The following is a 19,517-nucleotide window of genomic DNA, read 5'->3' as shown; positions in this document are numbered from 1 at the left end:
GGGACGTGCGACAGCCACCTGATAAATCTCGACATGCTCAGCCCTCGGCGCATCTGAAGCCGGAAACGGGGGAGAGGAACTCACCGGCGGGAGTGGAGATCCCGGCGGCCGACAAACTCGACCGGCGGCCTCCGCAGAGACCAGCTGGTCGAGGTACTGCACCGGTCACTTGCGCGCCGGGGAACTCCAACCGAAAACCCGTGGACCGAACGACCGCAGCGCAGGCAAGCGCGCAGCCAATTCGTATGTCGGGACACATGTCGAGGTGTTGGTTTTGCGAAGCTCGCAAGGGACGAACCGGTGAAGAACTGGACTGATCCCGCGCTAGCTCAGCTGGTCCCCGGAGATAGAACCGCAATGGTATCGTTGGCGTCACAACTCTGCAATGCCATATCACGGTTCTTAGCGCGAGGCATGGGATCAGCTGCGCAACGCAATAAACGAGTGCGCCCGACCGGATACTCTCGATCGGGCAAACTCTGCATGCTCTGCGACGACCGCTTCAGCGGCGTGCCAACGGGGCCGGCGTCCAATTGAAGCCGATGGCGAACGTGTCCTGCGCTCCCGCCAGCTCCGACCCGGTAAAGGCCGCCGCCGCGCGCACCGCGAACTGCGAGTTCACCTGAAAGTTGACGCCGAGATCGAAGTTGAGGCTGACTTCCGACTGGCTGCGGCCATCGCGACCGCCACTGCTGGCCAGATCGAGCGACGCCCGCGGATGCACATACGGGGTGATGGCCATGCCCTGCTCGAGATCGAACGTATGACCGATGCTGACGCCCACCGGGATGCGCACGAGGGTGAACCCTCCCCCGAATGCCGCGCCGCCGCCCGCCGTAAAGAGCAAGTCGAGCGGCTGATCACCCTTGGCGCGCGCAATCTCCAGTCCGATGCCGCCGCCCACGAACAGCGACAGGTTGTCGCTGCCCTTCCGGTCGATCAGACCGGCGTCGAGCTGCCAATGCTTACGCGGGGCCCACCCTTCACGCCACTGGAACAACGCGGTCGTGCCCGAACCGCTCGCGACTGCCGCGGTGTAGTCCCGCGTCGAGGCCGTCGGCACCTGCATGGAGGGATAGTTGGACGCCTGCGCGTCAGCGCGTTCGGTCACGGTGAAGGCGGTAGACAACGCGAAGGCGGCGGTTCCAGCTACACGCGCGACTCGCCACGAAAAATGCACCATGCTCAACAGCTCCTTGGGATAGAGAGAAAATCACGCCACTTCTGGTGTTCCACCTGGCGCCGCTATGAGATTATCCTTGAGTCGTGGTCGCTACTACCTCCCCGCCTACGCTTGGGATCCGTTCCACTGTGATCTCACCCCGTACGCCGAAGATGGTGTGCCTGGCCCTGGGCTGGTTTTTCTCGGGCGTGCACCCTCTCTCAGCGCAGCGCGGCTCTCCGGCAGACACCGCTCAGCCACCGGCATCTCGCAGACGTGCTTACGCGAGCACACCGCAAGTGGATTCACTCCTCGCGGCCGCGCGCACACTGGTGCAGGATGGCGATACCGCCGCCGCACTCACGATACTGGCTCGTGCGCAGGATCGGGCGCCACGCAATCCAGAAGTGCTGTACCAGCGGGGCGTCCTACTCGCGCGCACCACGGCAATACGATTGGGTGATGCACCGCGTAATTTTGTCGCGTGGCGCCTCCTCGATCGTGCCGCGGAGATCGATCCCGGCAACGCGCGCTACCTACTCGAAATCGGCCGGATCCGATTGCTCACGCCCCTGCTGCGCCTCGAAGCGGAACGCATCATGCGAAAGGCACTGCGGGTCGCCGACGACGAGAAGGATCAGGCACTCATCGCTGAGATTTCGTGGGAAATCGGTCAGATCAAGGAGCGACGCTACCTCACGGCAAAAGACCGCTATCTGGTGACGAACGCCGGCCTGATCTTCGATGCGGACGAGGCCATGCTGCGCCGCGGGTACACCCGGGAGTTTCTGGAATCGAACGCGCGCCCTATTGCGAACGTGGGGGCAACGGATCGGACGGAAGCCGAGGAGATGTACCGGCGTGGTTTGCACGCAGTGCCGACCCATGAGCCCAGTGCACTCGGGCTGCTGGGGTTGTTGTACGACCAGCGACGCTTTGAGGAGATGCGGCAGGTGGCACGCCCGTTGCTGGACGCCGAGCGCGGTGGGAGTGCATTACGGCTGGCGGCCGGGCTGGCGGCATATCGGGTTGAGGATTGGGCGTCGGCCACCGTGCTGTTTGATTCGGCGTTGGACAAGATGCCATCCGACGAGCGTGATGCCATGACCAATCTGGGCCGCATTTTGCGACGACGAGACGCGGAGGCCTATGAGTCCTTGTCGGCGCCAGACCGTCGTTTGACGGACTCCGCGTACTGGGAGGCGGCCGATCCGCTCTTGAATACGCCGGCCAACGAAGCACGGTTGGAGTATCTCTCCCGCATTGCGGCCGCTGAGTTACGATTCTCGAGCAACGACCTCGAGCAAGTAGGCTGGCGTACCGACCGTGGCCTCATTCTGGTGCGGTACGGTGAGCCGCCGGTCGTAGCGACGTTTGCGCCCACCAGTGCCGCCGACGCCGCCGAGACGGTTGGTCGGATTACGACCGTCTGGTACTACCCTCGCAACGATCGACAGTTTGTGTTCACCGGTCCGCCGGCCATGAATTACTCCACGTTTGCCGGTCCCATGCGAGGGTTGGCCGAAGAAAGTCGGCAAGACGCACCGTTCCTGCTGGACAATGTGGCCTCGCTGCGCGCGATCGACAGCATTGCCGTCCAGCTCTCGCGCTTTCGCGGGAATACCGATACGACCACGCAGTTGGTCGTGGCCCATGCGGTGGATGTCCGCCGCTTGTACGGGAACGTCGACCTGGCCGAGGGATCGTTGCAGACCACCCTGTATCTGGGCCGTCCGCTGGCCGTTCGACAACGGCGTCGTGATACCCTCACGGTGGCCCTGCCGGCCCCGCCGCTGTTGACCAACAGCTGGACCCAAACGGTAGGAGTCGGCCCAGTGCGGGTGCGCGTGGAAGCCACCGACGACAACGTGGCAGGTGCGAACGCCCGTGCGCACCTCGACCTGGACATTCCGCGGGCGCGCCGCGACACGCTGGCCGTGAGCGATGCCATGATCACGGAACGCGCCACGAGCCAAGAGGATCCGCGTGACGGCTGGCAGCGCGCGGGGCTGGTGCCGAAGGGCGACCTCTCCATAGGCCAACGGGAAGCCTTTTCGGTGTACTGGGAAACGTACGGTCTTCGTCCGTCGACTGATGGTCGTTTGAAGGTGAAGGTGCAGTTCCGCGTGACCTTGCTCGAAATCGATCGCCGGAACCAACAAACGGCGGGACGTGTGCTGGGCGAGGTAGCGGATCTGATCGGGCTTACCAAAGAAGGAAACGAACAGCTCGCCGTAGGGTTCACGCGAGAAGTACCGGCTCGTACTCAGGCAGGAACCGACGATCGGTTGCCGTTGGTGAATACCATTGGACTCGGCACCGCTCCCGCGGGCTCGTATCGTCTGGATGTGGTCGTCACCGATTTGGTATCGGGTTACAGTGCCCGAACAGAACGTCTCTTTCGTCTGGCCCGCCAATGAAGCGGTGTGTCAAGGCGGGTCTTGCGACGGCGCTGCTCGGTTCGCTGCCGTTCGCACTCACGACCGTCGGCGCGCAGGAGCGGGCGCCGACGGCGGTGAACGAAGTCATGGGCCCCACCGAGAACGATCATCGATTCCGCTGGATGGCCGTGGGCGCGTCCGTGGGTGCTGCGCTGTCTTTTGGCTACTATCATCTCAGCGAGCGCGGCGCGCGAGCCAGCAGCTGCGGTGCGTGGGACTGTGCCCTGCCCTACCTCAGTCTCAGTGGTGCGCTCACGGGACTATTCTTGTCACGTGAGTTAGCCGCTCAGCGTCGCGCGCTTGCGCCGAGGGCGGGTGATGCGCTGACGTTTAGTGTGATAAAGGTGCAGTTACCGTCGGAGGCGTTCACGCTCGCCGCGATGGATTCGCTGGTCTTCGCGGCCACTGACAGCGGCGTGCAGGTGGTTCGCGTTGCACCACGTCCGATTGCACTGCAGCGAAGAGCGAGTGGTCTGAGCCGCATCCGGCAGGTGGCGGTAAATGCACGTGACTCGACGTTACTGATTGGCACTGGCACCGCGCTCTGGCAAACACCGATTGCGTCCGGTCGCCTCACCCGGCTTTTGCCGGGGTCAGTAGATGCGCTGGCAGCGAACGATACGATCGTACTGGCCGCCGACGGTGCACGGCTGCAGATCCGACGGCAGTACGAGGGGAAGCCTCGGGTCGACACCGTGATGGCGCCGTCGAGCGTGTCCGCCGCCCATTTCGACGCGACGGCGCAGCGGTGGTGGGTATCAACGGATAGCGCGCTGTACGAGGTGCTCATGCCGACGGCGGGCAGCGAGGCGGCGCCGGTGCTTGCGATGCGCGCAGTAACGGGAGCACCGGTGCTCAGTCTGGCGAGTGGCAGCGAGTGGATTGCCGCTGCCATGGGGACGGAGGGGGTAGCGATCTGGCCTCGCGAAAGTCTTGCGCCACGTCCGGCGGGTGGGATTCAGCAGGCACCATGGCGGCTTAGGGGTGAGCCGCGCTTTGCGTTCGACCTGACATTTCTTGGCGACAACCTTTTTGTCGCCGGCGGAGTGGATGGCGTGACCCGCATCAAACTCTCGCCCGCTCCCACCATCCTCGGCGCAACGCGTCAGGTCGCCTATGCCACCGCGATTGTCGCACACAATGGCGTTTTGTGGGTTGGTGATCGCAACGGGGGTCTGCTGGTGCGACTCATTCCGTAAACGCGATACGGGCGCAGAGGAAGGACTTTCTCTGCGCCCGTATTGCGTGTTATACCCAACGACTACGTCGCGTTTAGCGGAACGAAACGGATGACGGGTTACCGACCACCATCACCGCATTTGCACCCATTCGACCGGTCGGGGACAGCTTGTTCTGCAGCGTAACATATGTGAAGGCGAACTCACGCCATGGTGTGCCCTTGATAACCGTTCCGGCAATCGTATCGGCAGAGACCCGATGCTGTGATGCGAAGATGACGGGCGTAGGCGTGCCGAACATGAACTGCGGATCCGTAATCTGTGTGTCCGCATCGTAGAAACTCAAACGGCCAGGGAACGGCGTGGCTTTGCGACCAAGGCTGACCGTGTCAATAAACCGGCCGAGCGTGTCGGTGCGAATCGTCCAGGCTTCGTAGAAATAACCCACCGGTGGACGATAGTAATTCGAATCGTTCACCGTGTAGATCGCACCACGCACTTCGATGCGACCACGCGGGATGATGACCGTGATGGCCGAGAATGCCGCCGGACCGAACACCGCGTTGGCTGCAGTGGACGTGGCGAATACATATTCACTGCTCAGTCTCGGGTTGAAATTCCCGAATCGAACTCCCCCCGTGAGGCGACCACTTACAACGGCGCTTTGACTGCGACGAACCCAGAGTGGACGACGCACGGAGGGCGCTGCACCCGGGGTACCCGATTCCACCGACACCAGTACGAGGTTGGCCGAGTCGGCATTGGGCATTCCGATTGCCGCACGGGTGGTGGCAAAGCGCATGAGCCGGTTGGAGCCGCCGGTGGAAAACTGGTTCACGGTGCCCACCACGGTGGACGACGTAGAGAACACCGCGTCTCCCTGCGCGTTGAGCGTCGTGTCGGTGCGCAGCACGGTGAGGGTCCCCGACGCACGTACAAACTTCGTAGCGGAGTCGTTGCCGACCCAGACCACGTAGTTGCCACCGGAGAGGGAATCGAGTCCGCCCAGCTCCACGATGATCGAATCCGTCGCCGGCGTGGCAGACGCGATGGGAGTGGTCGGGAGGATTACCCGCCCCCTGGGGAGGTTGGACTGTGCCTTTACCAGATTCTGGCCAAAACCAAGGCTTCCGACAGGCTCCGTGGTGATGGCGCGTTCCTCAGTGCACGCGGCGGCGAAAGCCACCGTGATGGCAACGGACGTCAGAGCTGCGAGATGCATGGGTTTCATGTTTAGTTGCCCCCAGCACTGCCAGGGATGTACCGGAAGCCGAGCGAGAGCATGAGGTTACCCGCCGTGCTCTTCGACGCCGGCACCGCCGGGAAATCTTCCGGGAACACCCTGTTGGGGTTGCGTCCGGCCGTTGGGTCGAGGAACCCGCGATCGAAGTTTCGCATCGTGAGCTGGCGTGCATCGATTTGAATGCCGCTGCGCTCGGTGAACTTGATCCACACGCCACCTCCCACGGTGTAGGAGGCCGAGTTCTTGATGGCCGCCTTCCCGTTGATCTGGGTGTCGAGCAACATGGTGTAGGTGCCGAATCCACCCATCACAAACGGGGTGATACGCTTGGTGGGATAGCGCGCCACGCCCATCGCCCCGATGTGAATGGTGTTCACCGGCTGGCCGACGTACTGGTAGTACACCGTGTCACCGCCACCGGCGTTGGCGTTTCCGTAGCGAAGACGCGCCACGAAATCTTCGCGGTGGGTATTGCCGCGGGTCACGTCGACCGAAACGCCTGTTCCGAAATACTTGTTCAGCGAGTACTCGGTGTCGAGACCCACGAGACCAGCCATATCAAGACTGGACGAGCGCTCGGGTGTGACCGTACCAACCCGGGTGGTCACACTGAATCGCTTCGCCTGCACCTGCGCTTGCGCGGTCGTTGCTGCCAACGCCACAAAGGCGGCCGCGAGCATCACCTTTCTCATCGGCCCACCTCGAAGGAGAAGATCTGAACGTTCTGCAGCGCACCGGCACCCTGATACGAGTAGTCGAAGCGGAAGTTGCGTCCGAGTAGCGGCATACGCAGACCGAAGCCACCAGAAAGTCCCAGTGCTGCGGCGTTATCGACACCGAGGTCACGACCATCGTTGTACATGCGCTTCCCGCCGCGAACAAAGAGCGTGTTCTTGTACGCGTACTCAATACCCGCTGCGTACTGCGTGGCGATATCGGTACCGTCGGTGACGGTGATCTCCGCGTTGAGCGCGTTGTTCCCCGTGCCTTTGCCAAAAATGGCGCCGGCGCCTCCCAGGATCTGCGAACCCACCGAGAACTGGAACGTGACCGGGAGTTCGGTGGGTCGCGTGGATAGTTCTACGCGACGACCTTCCTCCAACACCGAGCCGTCCGTGGTTTGAATGACGCGCTGGAGCAATGCACCGCTGGCACGAGCGGATTTGCCCACATTGCGGATGGCGCCGCCGATGGTGACGCCGTACAGGCCCGTGTTGAACTGCGTGCCGACATCGGCGGCGACCCACGCGGTGCTCGCATCGGTGATGCCTTCGGTGATGTACTTGAGCTGCGTGCCGATGTTCAAACGGTCGGTCAGGCGCTTGGCGTATCCCAGGCTGGCGGCGGTGGAGGTCCACGCAAAGGTCGACCCACCGAGGCGCTCGCCAAACGGATTCTGCTCCGTCGTCCGCCTGATTTCACCAGACGACAGCGAGTTGAGGGTGAAGCCCACCACGCCGCCAAGCAGCGGGAGCGAAACGGCCCCATAGGACTGTGTGATCCCCAGGTCGCCATAGAGGCTCTGGTACCCACCCGCGAAGGAAATGACTTCGCTGGTGGCGGCGCCCGCTGGATTCCAGTACCACGCCGTGGGACCGGTAACCGTGCCACCGATGGCACCAGCCATGGCGCCCCCGCGGGCGCCAATACCGATGTGCAAGAAGTTGGCGCCACGCGTGCCCTGACGCGTGGCCTTGGTTTCAGGTGTCGGCAGGAGACCACCTGGACCCTGCGCGCGAAGCGGCGCTGCCAGCAGGGTCGTGACGGCTCCGAGGACGCCGATGTTCCGTATGATCTTCATCTCGACTCCGTTAACGGATGATCACGAACTTACCGCGATGCACCTGGTTCTTCCCGCGCTCACCAGTGGCAGTCACAACGAATACATAGAGCCCCGAACCGAGGTCGACACCCTCGCGCGTTCGGAGGTTGTACGGGAGGTCGCCAGAGGTGGAGTTGTTCCCGGCGCGCAGCAGATCGCTGGCCGTCCACTTGAGTTCCTGCAGATACTGACCGGACAACGAGTAGATGCGCACCGTGCCTTCGTCGGGCAGGCCGGTGAACACGATGTTGCCGACCGAGGTGCGATTCGCCGGATCGACGTTGTCAAGATCCGAGCGGACGATGTACGGGTTGGGCACGACGCTGATCTTGGCGAGCGTCACTTTCGTGATCTCGTTGGACGATGAAAACGGCGTGGCGACAAGGCTGAAGACCGAGCGCGGATCGAACGTCTTGGTGAGTTCGAAGAACTGCGTCCAATTCGCCGCCACCGGCAGGTAGCCGCCGGTCGGTGTGGCGCCACGCGTGTTGATGACCAGCGGGTTACACGTCTGCTGGTCGAACGTGTTCGTCCGCGTGCCGCTTGACGTCGCGTTGGACACACACGCCAGCATGAACTTGCTGAGTCCAATGGAGTCGGCCAGCACACGGATCGGTCGGAAGGCATTCGCGCCGCCCTCGGCGTCGGTCGCCAGCACGAGCGTACGGAAGCCGCCAATCGTCACCGCACTGTCGGTGGGCACGCGCTGCATCACGTACAGCGTGTCGCCGGGGAGCCAGAGAGTATCAGGCACATTCACCCGGATGGTGTCATTGCCAGAGCCCATGAGACGCGTCCGAGCCTGCGTGGTCGGTCGAGCCAGCATGGCAAATTTCACGTCTTCCACCCGACCATCTTCGGGGTCGGTGTACTTCATCGTAAACGGCACGCGCACACGGACGAGCGGACGAGTCGGGCTCGCTCCGATCATGGCGTTGTACTTCGCGTCGGTGATCGTAAGGTTCGTGGCCAGTCGGGCCGCTTCGTTCAGCGAGCTGTCAACGGATGACTGAAGCGCTTGCGGCGGATCGAGACGGAACGGCGCCTTGGGTCCCCACGGATCGGTCTGCCACGCCAGCGTATACGCACCACCCCGAACACGCTTCGGCAACGTGTTGCCGGTGATCGCAATGATGGGCCGCGTGGTGATGGCGAACTGCCTCGCCCCTGGCTGGATCGTGTCACCGGGTGCACGGATCAAATAATCGCGATCGCGCACCGTTCCCGACGCGAGCAGCTCTTGGCGAAGGCCAGTGGCTGCATTCGAGCTGTCGCGCGAGCGGAGCGTATAGCCAGGGTAGAACGGCGACGAAAGCTGATCGCGTTCGAAGTTGGCCGCATATTGGTCGTTGGTCGCGTAGATGGGTTTACCGTCCTGCGTGACCCACACGTAGCCCATGTTGTTCGCGGGCGCCGTGACCGTATCGAGGAACAAGCGCGACGATCCCGTCACTCCGCGGGCCGTCCCGGCCAACAAAGCCAAGCCAACACGCACCGGAATATTGGCGGTGGCCGTGAACTGCTGCTCGCGGGCCACGAAATTCACGACCCGTGTACCGGTCGGTGAGGTGGTGGCGCTTGGCACGATATACCGGGCCGATATCGTGGTGGACGCGGCACTGGTCAGCGTGTCGATGGTCTTGCGTACAATGAACTGATTGGCGTAGACCAGCCGGGTGCGGCCCGTAGCGGAGTTGGACACGTTGCCGAGGATCACGTCCTGCGTGGCCTTGCCGAGGACTGTGGCCGTGTCGACTCGGGCGAAGGAACGGCCCGCCGCGTTCGTGATAGGCGCGTACGCCGTAATGGTGGTCGGTCCGCTTCCCGCCAAGGCCGCACTGATCGTGTCCTTGGTAACGTTCAGCGCGTTCTGCACATCGGTGGCCACATATCCCGCGCCCGTGCTGTCCACGAGGGCGAAGTCGGCGAAGCCGCGCGTGCGGGTGACCAGCGAGTACACGTAGGTACGACCTCCCATCACAAACTCCGACACACTGGCGGCGGCGGGCACACCGTTGGTGTACGTGGTCGTCGCCCACGGACGCCACTGGAACGCCGGCACACCGTTGTCGATGTTGCGCGTGGGCGCATCAACGCACGCACCGACGTTCCCGCTCGTCGTCGTCCACGTGCTACCCTGGTTACAGGACTTGAAAATGTAAACGCCCGCCAGATTGTCGTTGGCTCGCGCCGTCATGCGATCCAACAGTCCTGGGTTGAGGCGCAACACGCGGCGCACACTCACCACGTTGTCGATCGAATCTTGCCGGATCTTGGCGATCTGCCGAAGCAGAAACAGGTCGACGGGGGAGATCTGTGGGTAGCGGATCGTGATCTGCGAACCCACCGACGCATCGGCAACGCCAGCGCGCGAAGAATCGACGAACTCGGCCGACGCGATGGTGTACGTCACGCCGGCGGTGATGGCCGGTAACGCAATCGGCGTCGGGCCGGCGTAATTCGTGAAGTAGCTGTTGAGCATCGCATCGACGCGGGTGCGCGCTTGCAGCGAGTCGGGCGCCCACGTAAAGGCGAACAGGAACTGCGTGGTGTCGTTCGCTTTCAGCTTGAACGGTCCTGCCGTGACCGAGTTCAGGATGTTACCCCAGCCGGCATTGCGATAACCACCCGGGATGGTATCGCTCCACAGCACGTGACACCCGCGGCTGCCACAACCGGGCACCGAGATGGTGTCCTGAACGCCGTCCCTGTTGTAGTCCCACTTACCGAAGGACTGGCCAGTGAGCGGGTTGGTGGTGCTGCCCGGCACGAACTTGTTGAAACGCGCTTGGGACGCATCGGGAACGACGCCGCTCCACTCTTCCGGCATGAACTTGATGAGGTAGTCCGCGGCGCCCAACTGTGCCGGTGTGCGTTCATCGAGGTAAGCGGACTCAATGCCCGAGACCATGCCATACGCGCCACGCTGGCTGAACTGCAGGTTATTGTTGCCGAACGCGCCCCACGACGCATGGTTATAGGTGATCGTATCACCCGCGTTGGGGTGATTGGGCGCGTAGTACGGGCTGGCTTGCTGCGAGAACAACTTGTTGCGCAAGTCGCCCAACGGCGACTTGAGGAACGTGATCACCATGGCACCACCGCCGAAACCGGCGGCGTTGCTGTTGCATCCGGCCGTCTGCCCGGCATACCGCTTCGGGTACGAGGTCGCGTTGCAGTTACCCGACGCGCCCGAGCGAACGATGTAGACCGAACCCTCTTGGGGCTGGAAGTACATGGCGTTGCCGTTTTGGTTCGACGCCATGCCGGGGCCAAGGCCGTAGTACAACGAGTCGTAATCGACGCCCGTACCGTACACGTCGGCACTCTTGTTCACCATCGTGAGCTGGTACCAGATGGTATTGCGCACGGCGGGGTTGCCGAACTGGAACGCCTCAAATTTGAATTCGATGCCGAGCGGGTACCCCTGCTCACTCGGCGTACCGGCACCTCCAGGAACGACCGACCCGAACCGAAGCTTCTGCTCGCGGTAGTAGTCGGACATGTAGCCGTACAGCTGCTGCGTACCCAGCGCGTTGCCCTGCTCGTACGTGGTGGCCGGAAGCTTCCACTCATCCCACGCAAAGCCGGTGGCATTCGCCTTGAAGCGATCGAGCCACGTGGCATCGGGAATGACCGGCTTGCCCTTGAAGCCTTGGGAGCCCCACGTCTCGGGACAATCTTTCGTGGCCAGCAAGGAATTGCCAAGGAAGCGGAACGTGTTGGGGTTGCTACGGCACGAGCCGTCGTTCGCCGATGTTACGCCTGAAAACGTTTTGCCAAACTGGCCGTCGGCCGGACCGATCGACTTCTTCTGCGGGCCAAACGCATAGGTAAAGAAGCCCGTGTAACCCGGTGAACCGAGCATGGTCCGGGCATTCGGAAAGACCGCGCGGATCTTGCGCCACTCATTCGGTCCGGCGCCGCCGACGATGGGCATGGAGAAGTAGAAGCCACGCTGGCTGGCCACACAATCTTGGCTGCCGCCGGCTTGGTTTGAGACCGGGCCGCCTTCATTCTGCGTACCGCCGGTCATGTCGCCGGTACCTCGGTAGGTACCACAAGCGAGATCTTCGGCAGCGAAGAGGCTGAAGCCTCTGGTGGCGCCAGACAGCTGCTTCGTGACGAAGCTGCCATCAGCGAGCATGCTGTCGATGCTGGTGATGGGCGGCGTGAGCCCCCCCTGTGCTAGCATGGTGGCTGGCATACCGATGGCGCCGGCCGCGACCACGAACGTCGCAGCGGCCGCCCGAAGGCGGCGCTGGAACGTGGTCAGGCAAATGCTGATGGAATCCATGATGAAAGTCATCGTGCTCGGGAAGGAGACTTAGAAGCTGACGGTGATGCCGGCGAACAGGCTACGGCGGGCACCGATAAATTCAGGCTGATCGAACCCGGTCGACGTGCTCACGTCGCCAGTGTTACCGACGCGGCGGTTTTGGAAGTCACGCAGACCGGCGTCGCACTTACCGGTATTCACGAACACCTGCGCGCAATTCTTGCGATCGAGCAGGTTGCTCACGCGGAAGAATGCGGAGTAGTTCACGTTGCGGATGGCAAACCGCTTGTCGAGCTGCAAACCCATATCCTGCACGCTCGGCGCCGTGCCCGAATTGATATCGGAGGCGTTGTTCGTGACGCCGATGTTCGCCAGCGACGTGGCACGAACAGGCGTGTACGGATTGCCGCTGCGGATCTGGTAGGTGTAGCTGACCGTGGTGTTGCGCAGCAGACGTCCGGCGTTGAGCGGCATCGACGGCAGGTCGTTCTGCACGCGATACGTCACGGACAGGTTGGCCGTGTGCGTGATGTTGCCGTCGGTCAGCGTTTCGATGAGCTGCACGCGGTTGGCTTCGGTGCGGGCAATTTCATCGGCCCGGTCCGGGGCCTGCGAGTTCGACGTGGAACGCGCGATGCCGTAGTTCACGCTGTACTGATATCGCTTTGACAAGCGGCGGTCGAGCGAAAGTTCCATGCCGCGGGCCGTCAGGAAGTCTCCGTTCACCACCACGCGGTACTGCGGCGCCGAGCCATCGTAGGTGGAACCGATGTCATTGGTGGCGCGGCTGGCGCGGATACCGGTGAGGCCGGTTTCCGACCGATTGTACACCGCCACCTGGAGGCCGTAGTCGTTCTGCTCACCGAGCGTGGTCGAGTAGCCCACTTCGTACGACTTGGCTTCCTCGAGCAGCAGGTTCACGTTACCCACGTACGTCGGGTTGGTTGGGCGGATGTCGGGTGCGCACTCCGTGGTCTCGGGCTTCACCTGCGCGGCGCCACAGTACCGGTCGCCCGCACCCGTGAGGCCAGCCACGGTACCTGTGCCGGTGTTGCGATACACATCGGCGTAGTTGGGGACCTTGGTGTACCGGCCAGCGTTGAAGAACAATTGCGACCGCTCGGTGAGCGGAAAGTTGACGCCGATGCGCGGGCTGAAGGCCGTGCGCGCGCGCGCCGCGGAGAAGTCGTCACCCTGGGCGATCGACGCGGCAGAGTCGAGCAGAATCGGACGCTTGGTGGCGGGGTTCTCAGCCGACGCGAAACAGCCGGTGGTGCCGTAAGGCTGTCCCTGCGCGTTCACCAGACGCTTTCCGTCTACTGCGGTGCCATTGCAGACCTCACGGGCCGTGGTGCCGTTGGCCGGATCGAGCGGATTGGAAAAGCTGCGACCGCGGGCCACACCGTAGTCGAACCGGCCGCCCAGGCGAATCGTGAGGAAGTCGTACTCGATGACCGACTGCACGTAGGCAGCAGCATCGTACGGCTTGGCGCGGTACACTTGATAGGTGAGCGGCGTGATGCCCGACTGTCCGGGGCCGGCCGCGCGATCGCTGTAGACCAAATCGTGCGTGACCAGCTGCGCGCCGATCTGCAATTCGTTGTGGTCGGTGATCTGCGACTTCAAGTCGGCGCGGAACGTGCGATCGGTGAACTTCTCACCACCGAACAGCTGACCGGTCGCGCCTTGGTCGGGGACCGTATTACAGAGCGTCGGTGAGGGGTTGATGAAACCCTGCGCGAAGTTGGCCTGACAAAACGGCGACGGCAGACAGACACCGCGATAGATCGGGCAGGTCACGCGTTCGAATTCCATCTGGGCGGCACGCAGCGTGAGCGCGCTGCGCCCCCAGTTCTGCACGAGCGACAAGATATACATGTTGCTCTTGTCGCGAATGGCCGTCGGCGTGAGATCGCGCTGCAGCACGAGACCTTGGTCGTTGATCACGAACAATGAATCGGCGCGATTCGTGACCAGCGACAGCGGGTCAGGCTGGTACGAGAACATGAAGCGGCGATCGTAGGGACGATTGGCTCGCTCCGCCCCGATGGCCGTGAAATTGATCTTGGTATTGTCGAACGGCAGGAAGGTGAGCTTACCCACGAACTGCGCATTCTGGCGGCCGCCGAAGGCCTGCCAACCCTTGATCAGGTCGCGCGAGTAGGCAGGGAGCACCTCGGAGCGCTCGACGTTCTGGTTGACCGAGAAGATGTCCTGGTCGAACTCGAGAACGCGCGCCGCGCCGCTTTCCACCTGACCCGACACGGAATAGCGGAGCTTGGAGTTGGTACCCGGGACCGGGCCAGCGAGATAGCCGCGCAGCAGGTTGCTGCCGCCCAACTTGTCCTGGGTGGAGTTGAATAGCTCGCCCGGGAAGGTACCGTTCTGGAAGTTGATCGAGCCGGCCACCTGCGAACCACCTTCGCGAATAGCGCTGTTCACGATACCCGAGAGGGCATTGCCGTACTGCGGGTCCATGTTGCCACGGCGGAAGTCCACGCCGCTGACCGCGAACGAGTTGATGTCGATCGCGTTCGAACCGAAGATCGAATTGTTGATCGGCACACCGTCGATCATCGAGAGCGTGGAACCGCCGCGGCTGCCGCGCACGCGGATGGGCTGAGACGTGTTGCGCTGCTCTTCCGCGACCGAGATGAGGCTCGTGTTCTGCGGGACTTCCTGGAAGCCCTGCTGGAGTGCCAACACACCGGCGATGGACGTGACCGGGAGAGACTGAATCTGCTCTTCGGTAATCGTGCTGCCAGAACCCACCTGTCCACGTTCGATGAGCGGGGTTTTTTCCGCCTGAACGGTAATGGCAGCGAGGGTCTGGTTCGTAGATCTGATCTTGAAATTCTGCTCTCGGGTCACATCGATGGTGATCCGCACATCAGTGGTGTTGATGCTCTGGAAGCCTAGTCGGCGCGCCTGAACCGTATAGTTACCGGGTGGGACGGAGATGATGAAGTAGCGTCCAGCCGCGTTCGTGTTCGCCCCGAGCGTTGTGCCCTGGATGATCACCGAAACGCCCTCGATGGGCTTGCCTGATTCCGCGTCGGTCACGACACCGGTCAACTTGCCGGTCTGTGCCTGGGCGGCGGTGATCGGCGCGGCAAGTGCCACGCCCAGGACCGTCGCTACAAACCACATACGACGTCCGAAAGCCATCATCTGCTCCTCCGGGAGGCTAGTACTGCGGGACAACGTTCCGGCCGGTGAGACCGAGCCAGTTACGCCTGCAACGCCATGTCGGCCACGCCAAGGCAACCTTTCGGTGCGCCAAGGGTATGGACAGGACACTGGAAAGCGCCGGCGCAGGAGCGCGGCGGCGGGGAAACATGTGGGGAGGGTACCACGTAGCGGCAACAGCACAGACCTCTGCTCAGTAGTGAGGAGAGGTCTGTGACATAGCGCTGACGGCAACCTAGCCGTCAGCGCCGAGCTGTCAATGCATTTGGTTGGGACAGTTCCCTAATGGCTGGGACGAACGGCGCCGATCAGCGCACGCGGGAACGGTAGGTTCGCGACAGCCGCAGTGTCGAGCCGTCGCCAAGCATCAATAGCCCGTCGCCGCCGGGCAGCGGAGACATCTCCCGCACGCGGTCCATGTTGACCACGACGCGACGGTGAATGCGTACGAACTGCCGTGGATCGAGCGCCGATTCGATCGCCGTGATCGTACCACGAGTGCGGTACTTCTCGCCGGCCGCATGCACCAGGATGTAATTGCCGTCCGCCTCGAACCAGTCGACATCCGACAGCGGCACGAAGCGCGTCCGACGCCCTTCGCGCACCAACACGCGCAACGGACGGGCATCTTCACTGCCCGACTGCGCATGAGCGCCGTCGTCCTGGGTGAGGTCCAATACCGGCTCGTCGGCACCTTCACGCGTCAAGCGTGCACGCGACGGGTCGGTGTTGCGAACGGCTCGCCACGGCGTGGACGGAATCAACGTCCCGCTGGATTGGCCGCTCGCGCGCCTGCGTCGACGGGCATCACCGCCTACTTCCTGCTCCACCGTGGCGGCGTGCCCGTCGGCAGCGCCGAGACCGTTGCCTGGTCCGTTGCCGGAAGCACGGGTGAACAGCGCACTGAGCTCGGTATGTCCCGACGCATTCGCTTCGCCGATCAGACGCTGTAATTCGTCGGCCGTGCGTAGCAACGCCACCTGCAGCACCTGCTGACGCGCCCGCGTGAGTGCATCACCCAGCCGCTCGAGCGCGACCGGCACCGGCACGAAATCGGTGGCCTGCAGCTCGAACGCCTGCACGGCATCCTCTTCACGCGCCGACGCGAATACGATGGCAGTAGGGCGCTCGGACGGCGCAAGCGATTGCACGAACGCAAAGCCGGACATGTCGGCCAGCGCCGCGCTCACCAGCGCGATATCGGGCACCGGAGAGAGCGCAGCACGCGCCGATGCGGAATCGGCGTGATACCCGAGAACCGACACGTCGAGCGAGGCAGGTAGGTGGGCCAGCTGTTCGGGCAACGACGCCGGAACCTGGCCGAGAACGACGACACGGAGAGCCATGAGGATTGGTGAAAGCGCGAGCAGACACGTTGCGATCACGCCCACGGCGTCGCGAGCTGCCAGACGACAGTGCACACCGGGGGCGCCACAGACCTTACGGACCACGGCGCCCAGACGTTGCGACCGATACGCGAAACGCGGGACATGGTGTCACCCATGCCCCGCGTGTGAGATCCTGCGCGGTCATGCCGAGAGGCCGCCGTCCAACTGCGCCCTGCTACGCCGCCGTGATCGCGGTGGCGTGTTCGGTCACGACGCGGACCTGATCGTCGATGATCTGCAGGAAGCCGCCCTCGACGCCGAAGCGCTTTTCGCCGTTTTCGGTATCGATACGCAGCGTTCCCTTGCCCAGCAGCGTCATGAGCGGCGCGTGCATCGGCAGAATACCCATCTCGCCGTCGAACGCCGGCGCGACAACACCCCGCGCCGTACCCTCGAAGAGCACGCGCTCGGGGGAAATCACCGACACCTTGAGTGAGTCGCTCACGCCATCAGCCCTGGAGCTTCTTCGCGTTGGCGACCACGTCGTCCACGCCGCCGGCCATGAAGAACGCCTGCTCCGGCAGGTTGTCGAACTCACCGGCGCAGATGCGCTCGAACGAGGAGATCGTTTCCTCGAGCTTCACATACTTGCCCGGGATGCCCGTGAACTGCTCGGCTACCGCGAACGGCTGCGACATGAAACGCTGCAGACGGCGTGCACGACCCACGATCTTCTTGTCGTCTTCGGACAGTTCGTCCATGCCAAGGATCGCGATGATGTCCTGAAGCTCCTTGTAGCGCTGCAGGATACGCTGGGTGGTGGTGGCGGCCGTGTAGTGACGCTCGCCGATGTACTGCGCATCGAGAATGCGCGACGTGGAGTCGAGCGGGTCCACGGCAGGATAGATGCCGAGCTCAGTGATCTTACGGTTCAGCACGACCGTGGCGTCCAGGTGCGCGAACGCCGTGGCGGGCGCGGGGTCGGTCAAGTCGTCGGCCGGCACGTAGATGGCCTGCACCGACGTGATCGAGCCGTTGCGCGTGGAGGTGATGCGCTCCTGCAACTCGCCCATTTCCGTGGCCAGCGTGGGCTGGTATCCCACGGCGCTCGGCATACGACCCAACAGCGCGGACACTTCCGAACCGGCCTGCGTGAAGCGGAAGATGTTGTCGACGAACACCAGCACGTCGGAGTTCTCGACGTCGCGGAAGTACTCGGCCACGGTGAGGCCCGCGAGCGCCACGCGAAGACGGGCTCCCGGCGGCTCGTTCATCTGTCCATAGATCAGCGCCACCTTATCGAGAATGCCAGCTTCCTGAAATTCGAGATAGAGGTCGTTGCCTTCGCGTGTGCGCTCACCGACGCCACAGAACACGGACTTACCGCCGTGTCCCTTCGCGACGTTGTTGATGAGCTCCTGAATGATGACGGTCTTGCCGACACCGGCGCCGCCGAACAATCCGATCTTGCCACCCTTCACGAACGGGGCGACGAGGTCGACGACCTTGATGCCCGTCTCGAACACTTCCGTCTTCGGCTCGAGATCGACGAAGTCGGGGCGCTTGCGGTGAATGGGCCAACGCAGGGCGTCCTTCGGGATCGGCGCGCCTTCGTCCACCGGCTCACCGAGGACGTTCAGAATGCGGCCGAGCGCCGGGGCGCCGACCGGCACGGTGATCGCGCCACCCGTGTCGATCACGTCCATGCCGCGTGTCACGCCGTCGGTGCTCGACATGGCGACGGCGCGAACCTGATTACGACCGATGTGCTGCTGCACTTCGGCGGTCACGGAGAGCACCTGACCATCGGGCGCCGTGCCTTCTACGCGCACCGCGTTGTACAGCTCGGGCAGGTGACCGTTCTCGAAGGCCACGTCGATGACGGGACCGATGACCTGGATGATCTTGCCGACAATGGTCGGCGCGGCAGTGGTAGCCATGGGACTCTATGTGGAGATAAGGAAATCAGCCCTGCAGTGCCGATGCGCCGCCGACGATTTCGGCGATTTCCTGCGTAATCTGCGCCTGCCGTGCGGAGTTGTACGTGCGCTTGAGCAATTGCAGAATCTCGGTCGCGTTGTCGGTGGCACTCTTCATGGCCGTCCGACGCGCGCCCTGTTCACCCGCAGCCGTTTCGACCAGCGCACGATACACCGCGTTGCGCACGTACAGCGGCAACAGCGCTTCGAGCAGCTCGTCGGCCGACGGCGCGAGAATAAAATCGCGCGCGGCGCCAGCGCCGGCCGTTTGGGGCGCGACCACGGGCAACAGCTGTTCGGTGGCCGGCGGCGTGGAGAGCGCCGACTTGTACTTGGCATACGTGAGATGCACCGCATCGATGTCACCCGTTGCGAAGCGCGTCATCAATGATTCGATGAGCGACGCGGCATCGGCGGCGGTCGGCTTATCACTGATGTCGGCGCGCTGTTCGGCGAGCGTGCGGCCGAGGTACTTGAAAAAGCCGATACCCTTCTTGCCGACGACATGCAGTTCGACCGTCACGCCCTGCTTTTCGAGCTCAGCGAGACGGGCGCGGGCCTCGCGCAGCAGATTGGTGTTGAAGCCGCCGCACAGACCGCGATTGGCGGTCAGCACCACGAGTGCCACCCGTTTGGTCTGCGCCGGACGACGGAGCAACGGGAAACGCTCCGCCAGCTCCGGCGTGTACACGTGCGACAACACCTCACCGAGCGCCAGCGCGTAAGGACGCGCCGACGACACGCGATCTGCCGCACGCTTCATCTTTGAAGTGGCCACCATTTCCATCGTGCGCGTGATCTTGCGCGTGTTTTCGACGGACTTGATGCGCCCCTTGAGTTCGCGGCCTTTCGCCATTTACAGGCTCTTGGCGTACTGCTCGATGCCGCGCTTCAGC

At 63.2% G+C, this 19,517-nt stretch carries 12 protein-coding genes; 2 read left to right on the top strand and 10 right to left on the bottom strand.

Annotation, left to right across the window (positions count from 1 at the left end; translation table 11 throughout):
- Positions 1-502: 502 nt before the first annotated feature.
- Entirely contained in the window at positions 503-1,183 is a 681-nt protein-coding gene (locus tag ACESNG_RS00060; RefSeq protein WP_373067183.1) for an autotransporter outer membrane beta-barrel domain-containing protein, read from the bottom strand.
- Between the two features lie 278 nt (positions 1,184-1,461).
- Here ACESNG_RS00060 and ACESNG_RS00055 point away from each other — a divergent pair, with 278 nt between their 5' ends.
- Positions 1,462-3,582: a GWxTD domain-containing protein gene (locus ACESNG_RS00055; RefSeq protein ID WP_373063667.1), complete on the top strand. Its 2,121-nt coding sequence runs from the start codon at positions 1,462-1,464 to the stop codon at positions 3,580-3,582.
- A complete protein-coding gene (locus tag ACESNG_RS00050) occupies positions 3,579-4,802 on the top strand; it encodes a hypothetical protein (RefSeq protein ID WP_373067180.1) in 1,224 nt (407 codons plus the stop codon). Before ACESNG_RS00055 ends, ACESNG_RS00050 begins: the two co-directional genes overlap by 4 nt.
- A 73-nt stretch (positions 4,803-4,875) precedes the next feature.
- Here the strand turns inward: ACESNG_RS00050 and ACESNG_RS00045 are convergent, their stop codons facing one another.
- The 9 genes from ACESNG_RS00045 to atpG form a co-directional block, all read right to left on the bottom strand.
- Positions 4,876-6,003, bottom strand: coding sequence for a hypothetical protein (locus ACESNG_RS00045; RefSeq protein ID WP_373067178.1), 1,128 nt, complete (start codon positions 6,001-6,003; stop codon positions 4,876-4,878).
- A gap of 11 nt (positions 6,004-6,014) precedes the next feature.
- Positions 6,015-6,716 carry an outer membrane beta-barrel protein gene (locus ACESNG_RS00040; protein WP_373060089.1) on the bottom strand — a complete coding sequence of 234 codons (702 nt, stop codon included), beginning with the start codon at positions 6,714-6,716 and terminating at the stop codon, positions 6,015-6,017.
- Complete coding sequence (locus ACESNG_RS00035) at positions 6,713-7,825, bottom strand: PorV/PorQ family protein (RefSeq protein ID WP_373060087.1); 1,113 nt, start codon at positions 7,823-7,825, stop codon at positions 6,713-6,715. Before ACESNG_RS00035 ends, ACESNG_RS00040 begins: the two co-directional genes overlap by 4 nt.
- Positions 7,826-7,835: 10 nt before the next feature.
- Positions 7,836-12,155, bottom strand: coding sequence for a hypothetical protein (locus ACESNG_RS00030; RefSeq protein WP_373060085.1), 4,320 nt, complete (start codon positions 12,153-12,155; stop codon positions 7,836-7,838).
- 18 nt (positions 12,156-12,173) lie between these two features.
- Positions 12,174-15,296, bottom strand: coding sequence for a TonB-dependent receptor domain-containing protein (locus tag ACESNG_RS00025; protein ID WP_373060083.1), 3,123 nt, complete (start codon positions 15,294-15,296; stop codon positions 12,174-12,176).
- Between the two features lie 326 nt (positions 15,297-15,622).
- Positions 15,623-16,660, bottom strand: a complete 1,038-nt coding sequence (locus tag ACESNG_RS00020; protein ID WP_373060081.1) for a LytR/AlgR family response regulator transcription factor — start codon at positions 16,658-16,660, stop codon at positions 15,623-15,625.
- 217 nt (positions 16,661-16,877) lie between these two features.
- The gene (gene atpC, locus ACESNG_RS00015) at positions 16,878-17,147 is read right to left on the bottom strand and encodes an ATP synthase F1 subunit epsilon (RefSeq protein ID WP_373060079.1); all 270 of its coding nucleotides are present in this window, start codon (positions 17,145-17,147) and stop codon (positions 16,878-16,880) included.
- A 4-nt stretch (positions 17,148-17,151) separates the two neighbouring features.
- Positions 17,152-18,582, bottom strand: coding sequence for a F0F1 ATP synthase subunit beta (gene atpD / locus ACESNG_RS00010; protein ID WP_373060077.1), 1,431 nt, complete (start codon positions 18,580-18,582; stop codon positions 17,152-17,154).
- A gap of 25 nt (positions 18,583-18,607) precedes the next feature.
- A complete protein-coding gene (atpG, locus tag ACESNG_RS00005; protein ID WP_373060075.1) occupies positions 18,608-19,477 on the bottom strand; it encodes an ATP synthase F1 subunit gamma in 870 nt (289 codons plus the stop codon).
- Between the last annotated feature and the right edge of the window lie 40 nt (positions 19,478-19,517).

Origin of the sequence: Gemmatimonas sp., from assembly GCF_041689975.1 — a bacterium.
Classification (GTDB): Bacteria; Gemmatimonadota; Gemmatimonadetes; order Gemmatimonadales; family Gemmatimonadaceae; genus Gemmatimonas.
This window is presented reverse-complemented; position numbering and strand designations above follow the sequence as displayed.

Bases quoted from the DNA above. Each gene is read 5' to 3' on its own strand.
- ACESNG_RS00060 (WP_373067183.1), bottom strand. From the start codon at position 1,183: ATGGTGCATTTTTCGTGGCGAGTCGCGCGTGTAGCTGGAACCGCCGCC.
- ACESNG_RS00050 (WP_373067180.1), top strand. From the start codon at position 3,579: ATGAAGCGGTGTGTCAAGGCGGGTCTTGCGACGGCGCTGCTCGGTTCG.
- ACESNG_RS00045 (WP_373067178.1), bottom strand. From the start codon at position 6,003: ATGCATCTCGCAGCTCTGACGTCCGTTGCCATCACGGTGGCTTTCGCC.
- ACESNG_RS00040 (WP_373060089.1), bottom strand. From the start codon at position 6,716: ATGAGAAAGGTGATGCTCGCGGCCGCCTTTGTGGCGTTGGCAGCAACG.
- ACESNG_RS00035 (WP_373060087.1), bottom strand. From the start codon at position 7,825: ATGAAGATCATACGGAACATCGGCGTCCTCGGAGCCGTCACGACCCTG.
- ACESNG_RS00030 (WP_373060085.1), bottom strand. From the start codon at position 12,155: ATGACTTTCATCATGGATTCCATCAGCATTTGCCTGACCACGTTCCAG.
- ACESNG_RS00025 (WP_373060083.1), bottom strand. From the start codon at position 15,296: ATGATGGCTTTCGGACGTCGTATGTGGTTTGTAGCGACGGTCCTGGGC.
- ACESNG_RS00020 (WP_373060081.1), bottom strand. From the start codon at position 16,660: ATGGCTCTCCGTGTCGTCGTTCTCGGCCAGGTTCCGGCGTCGTTGCCC.
- atpD (WP_373060077.1), bottom strand. From the start codon at position 18,582: ATGGCTACCACTGCCGCGCCGACCATTGTCGGCAAGATCATCCAGGTC.
- atpG (WP_373060075.1), bottom strand. From the start codon at position 19,477: ATGGCGAAAGGCCGCGAACTCAAGGGGCGCATCAAGTCCGTCGAAAAC.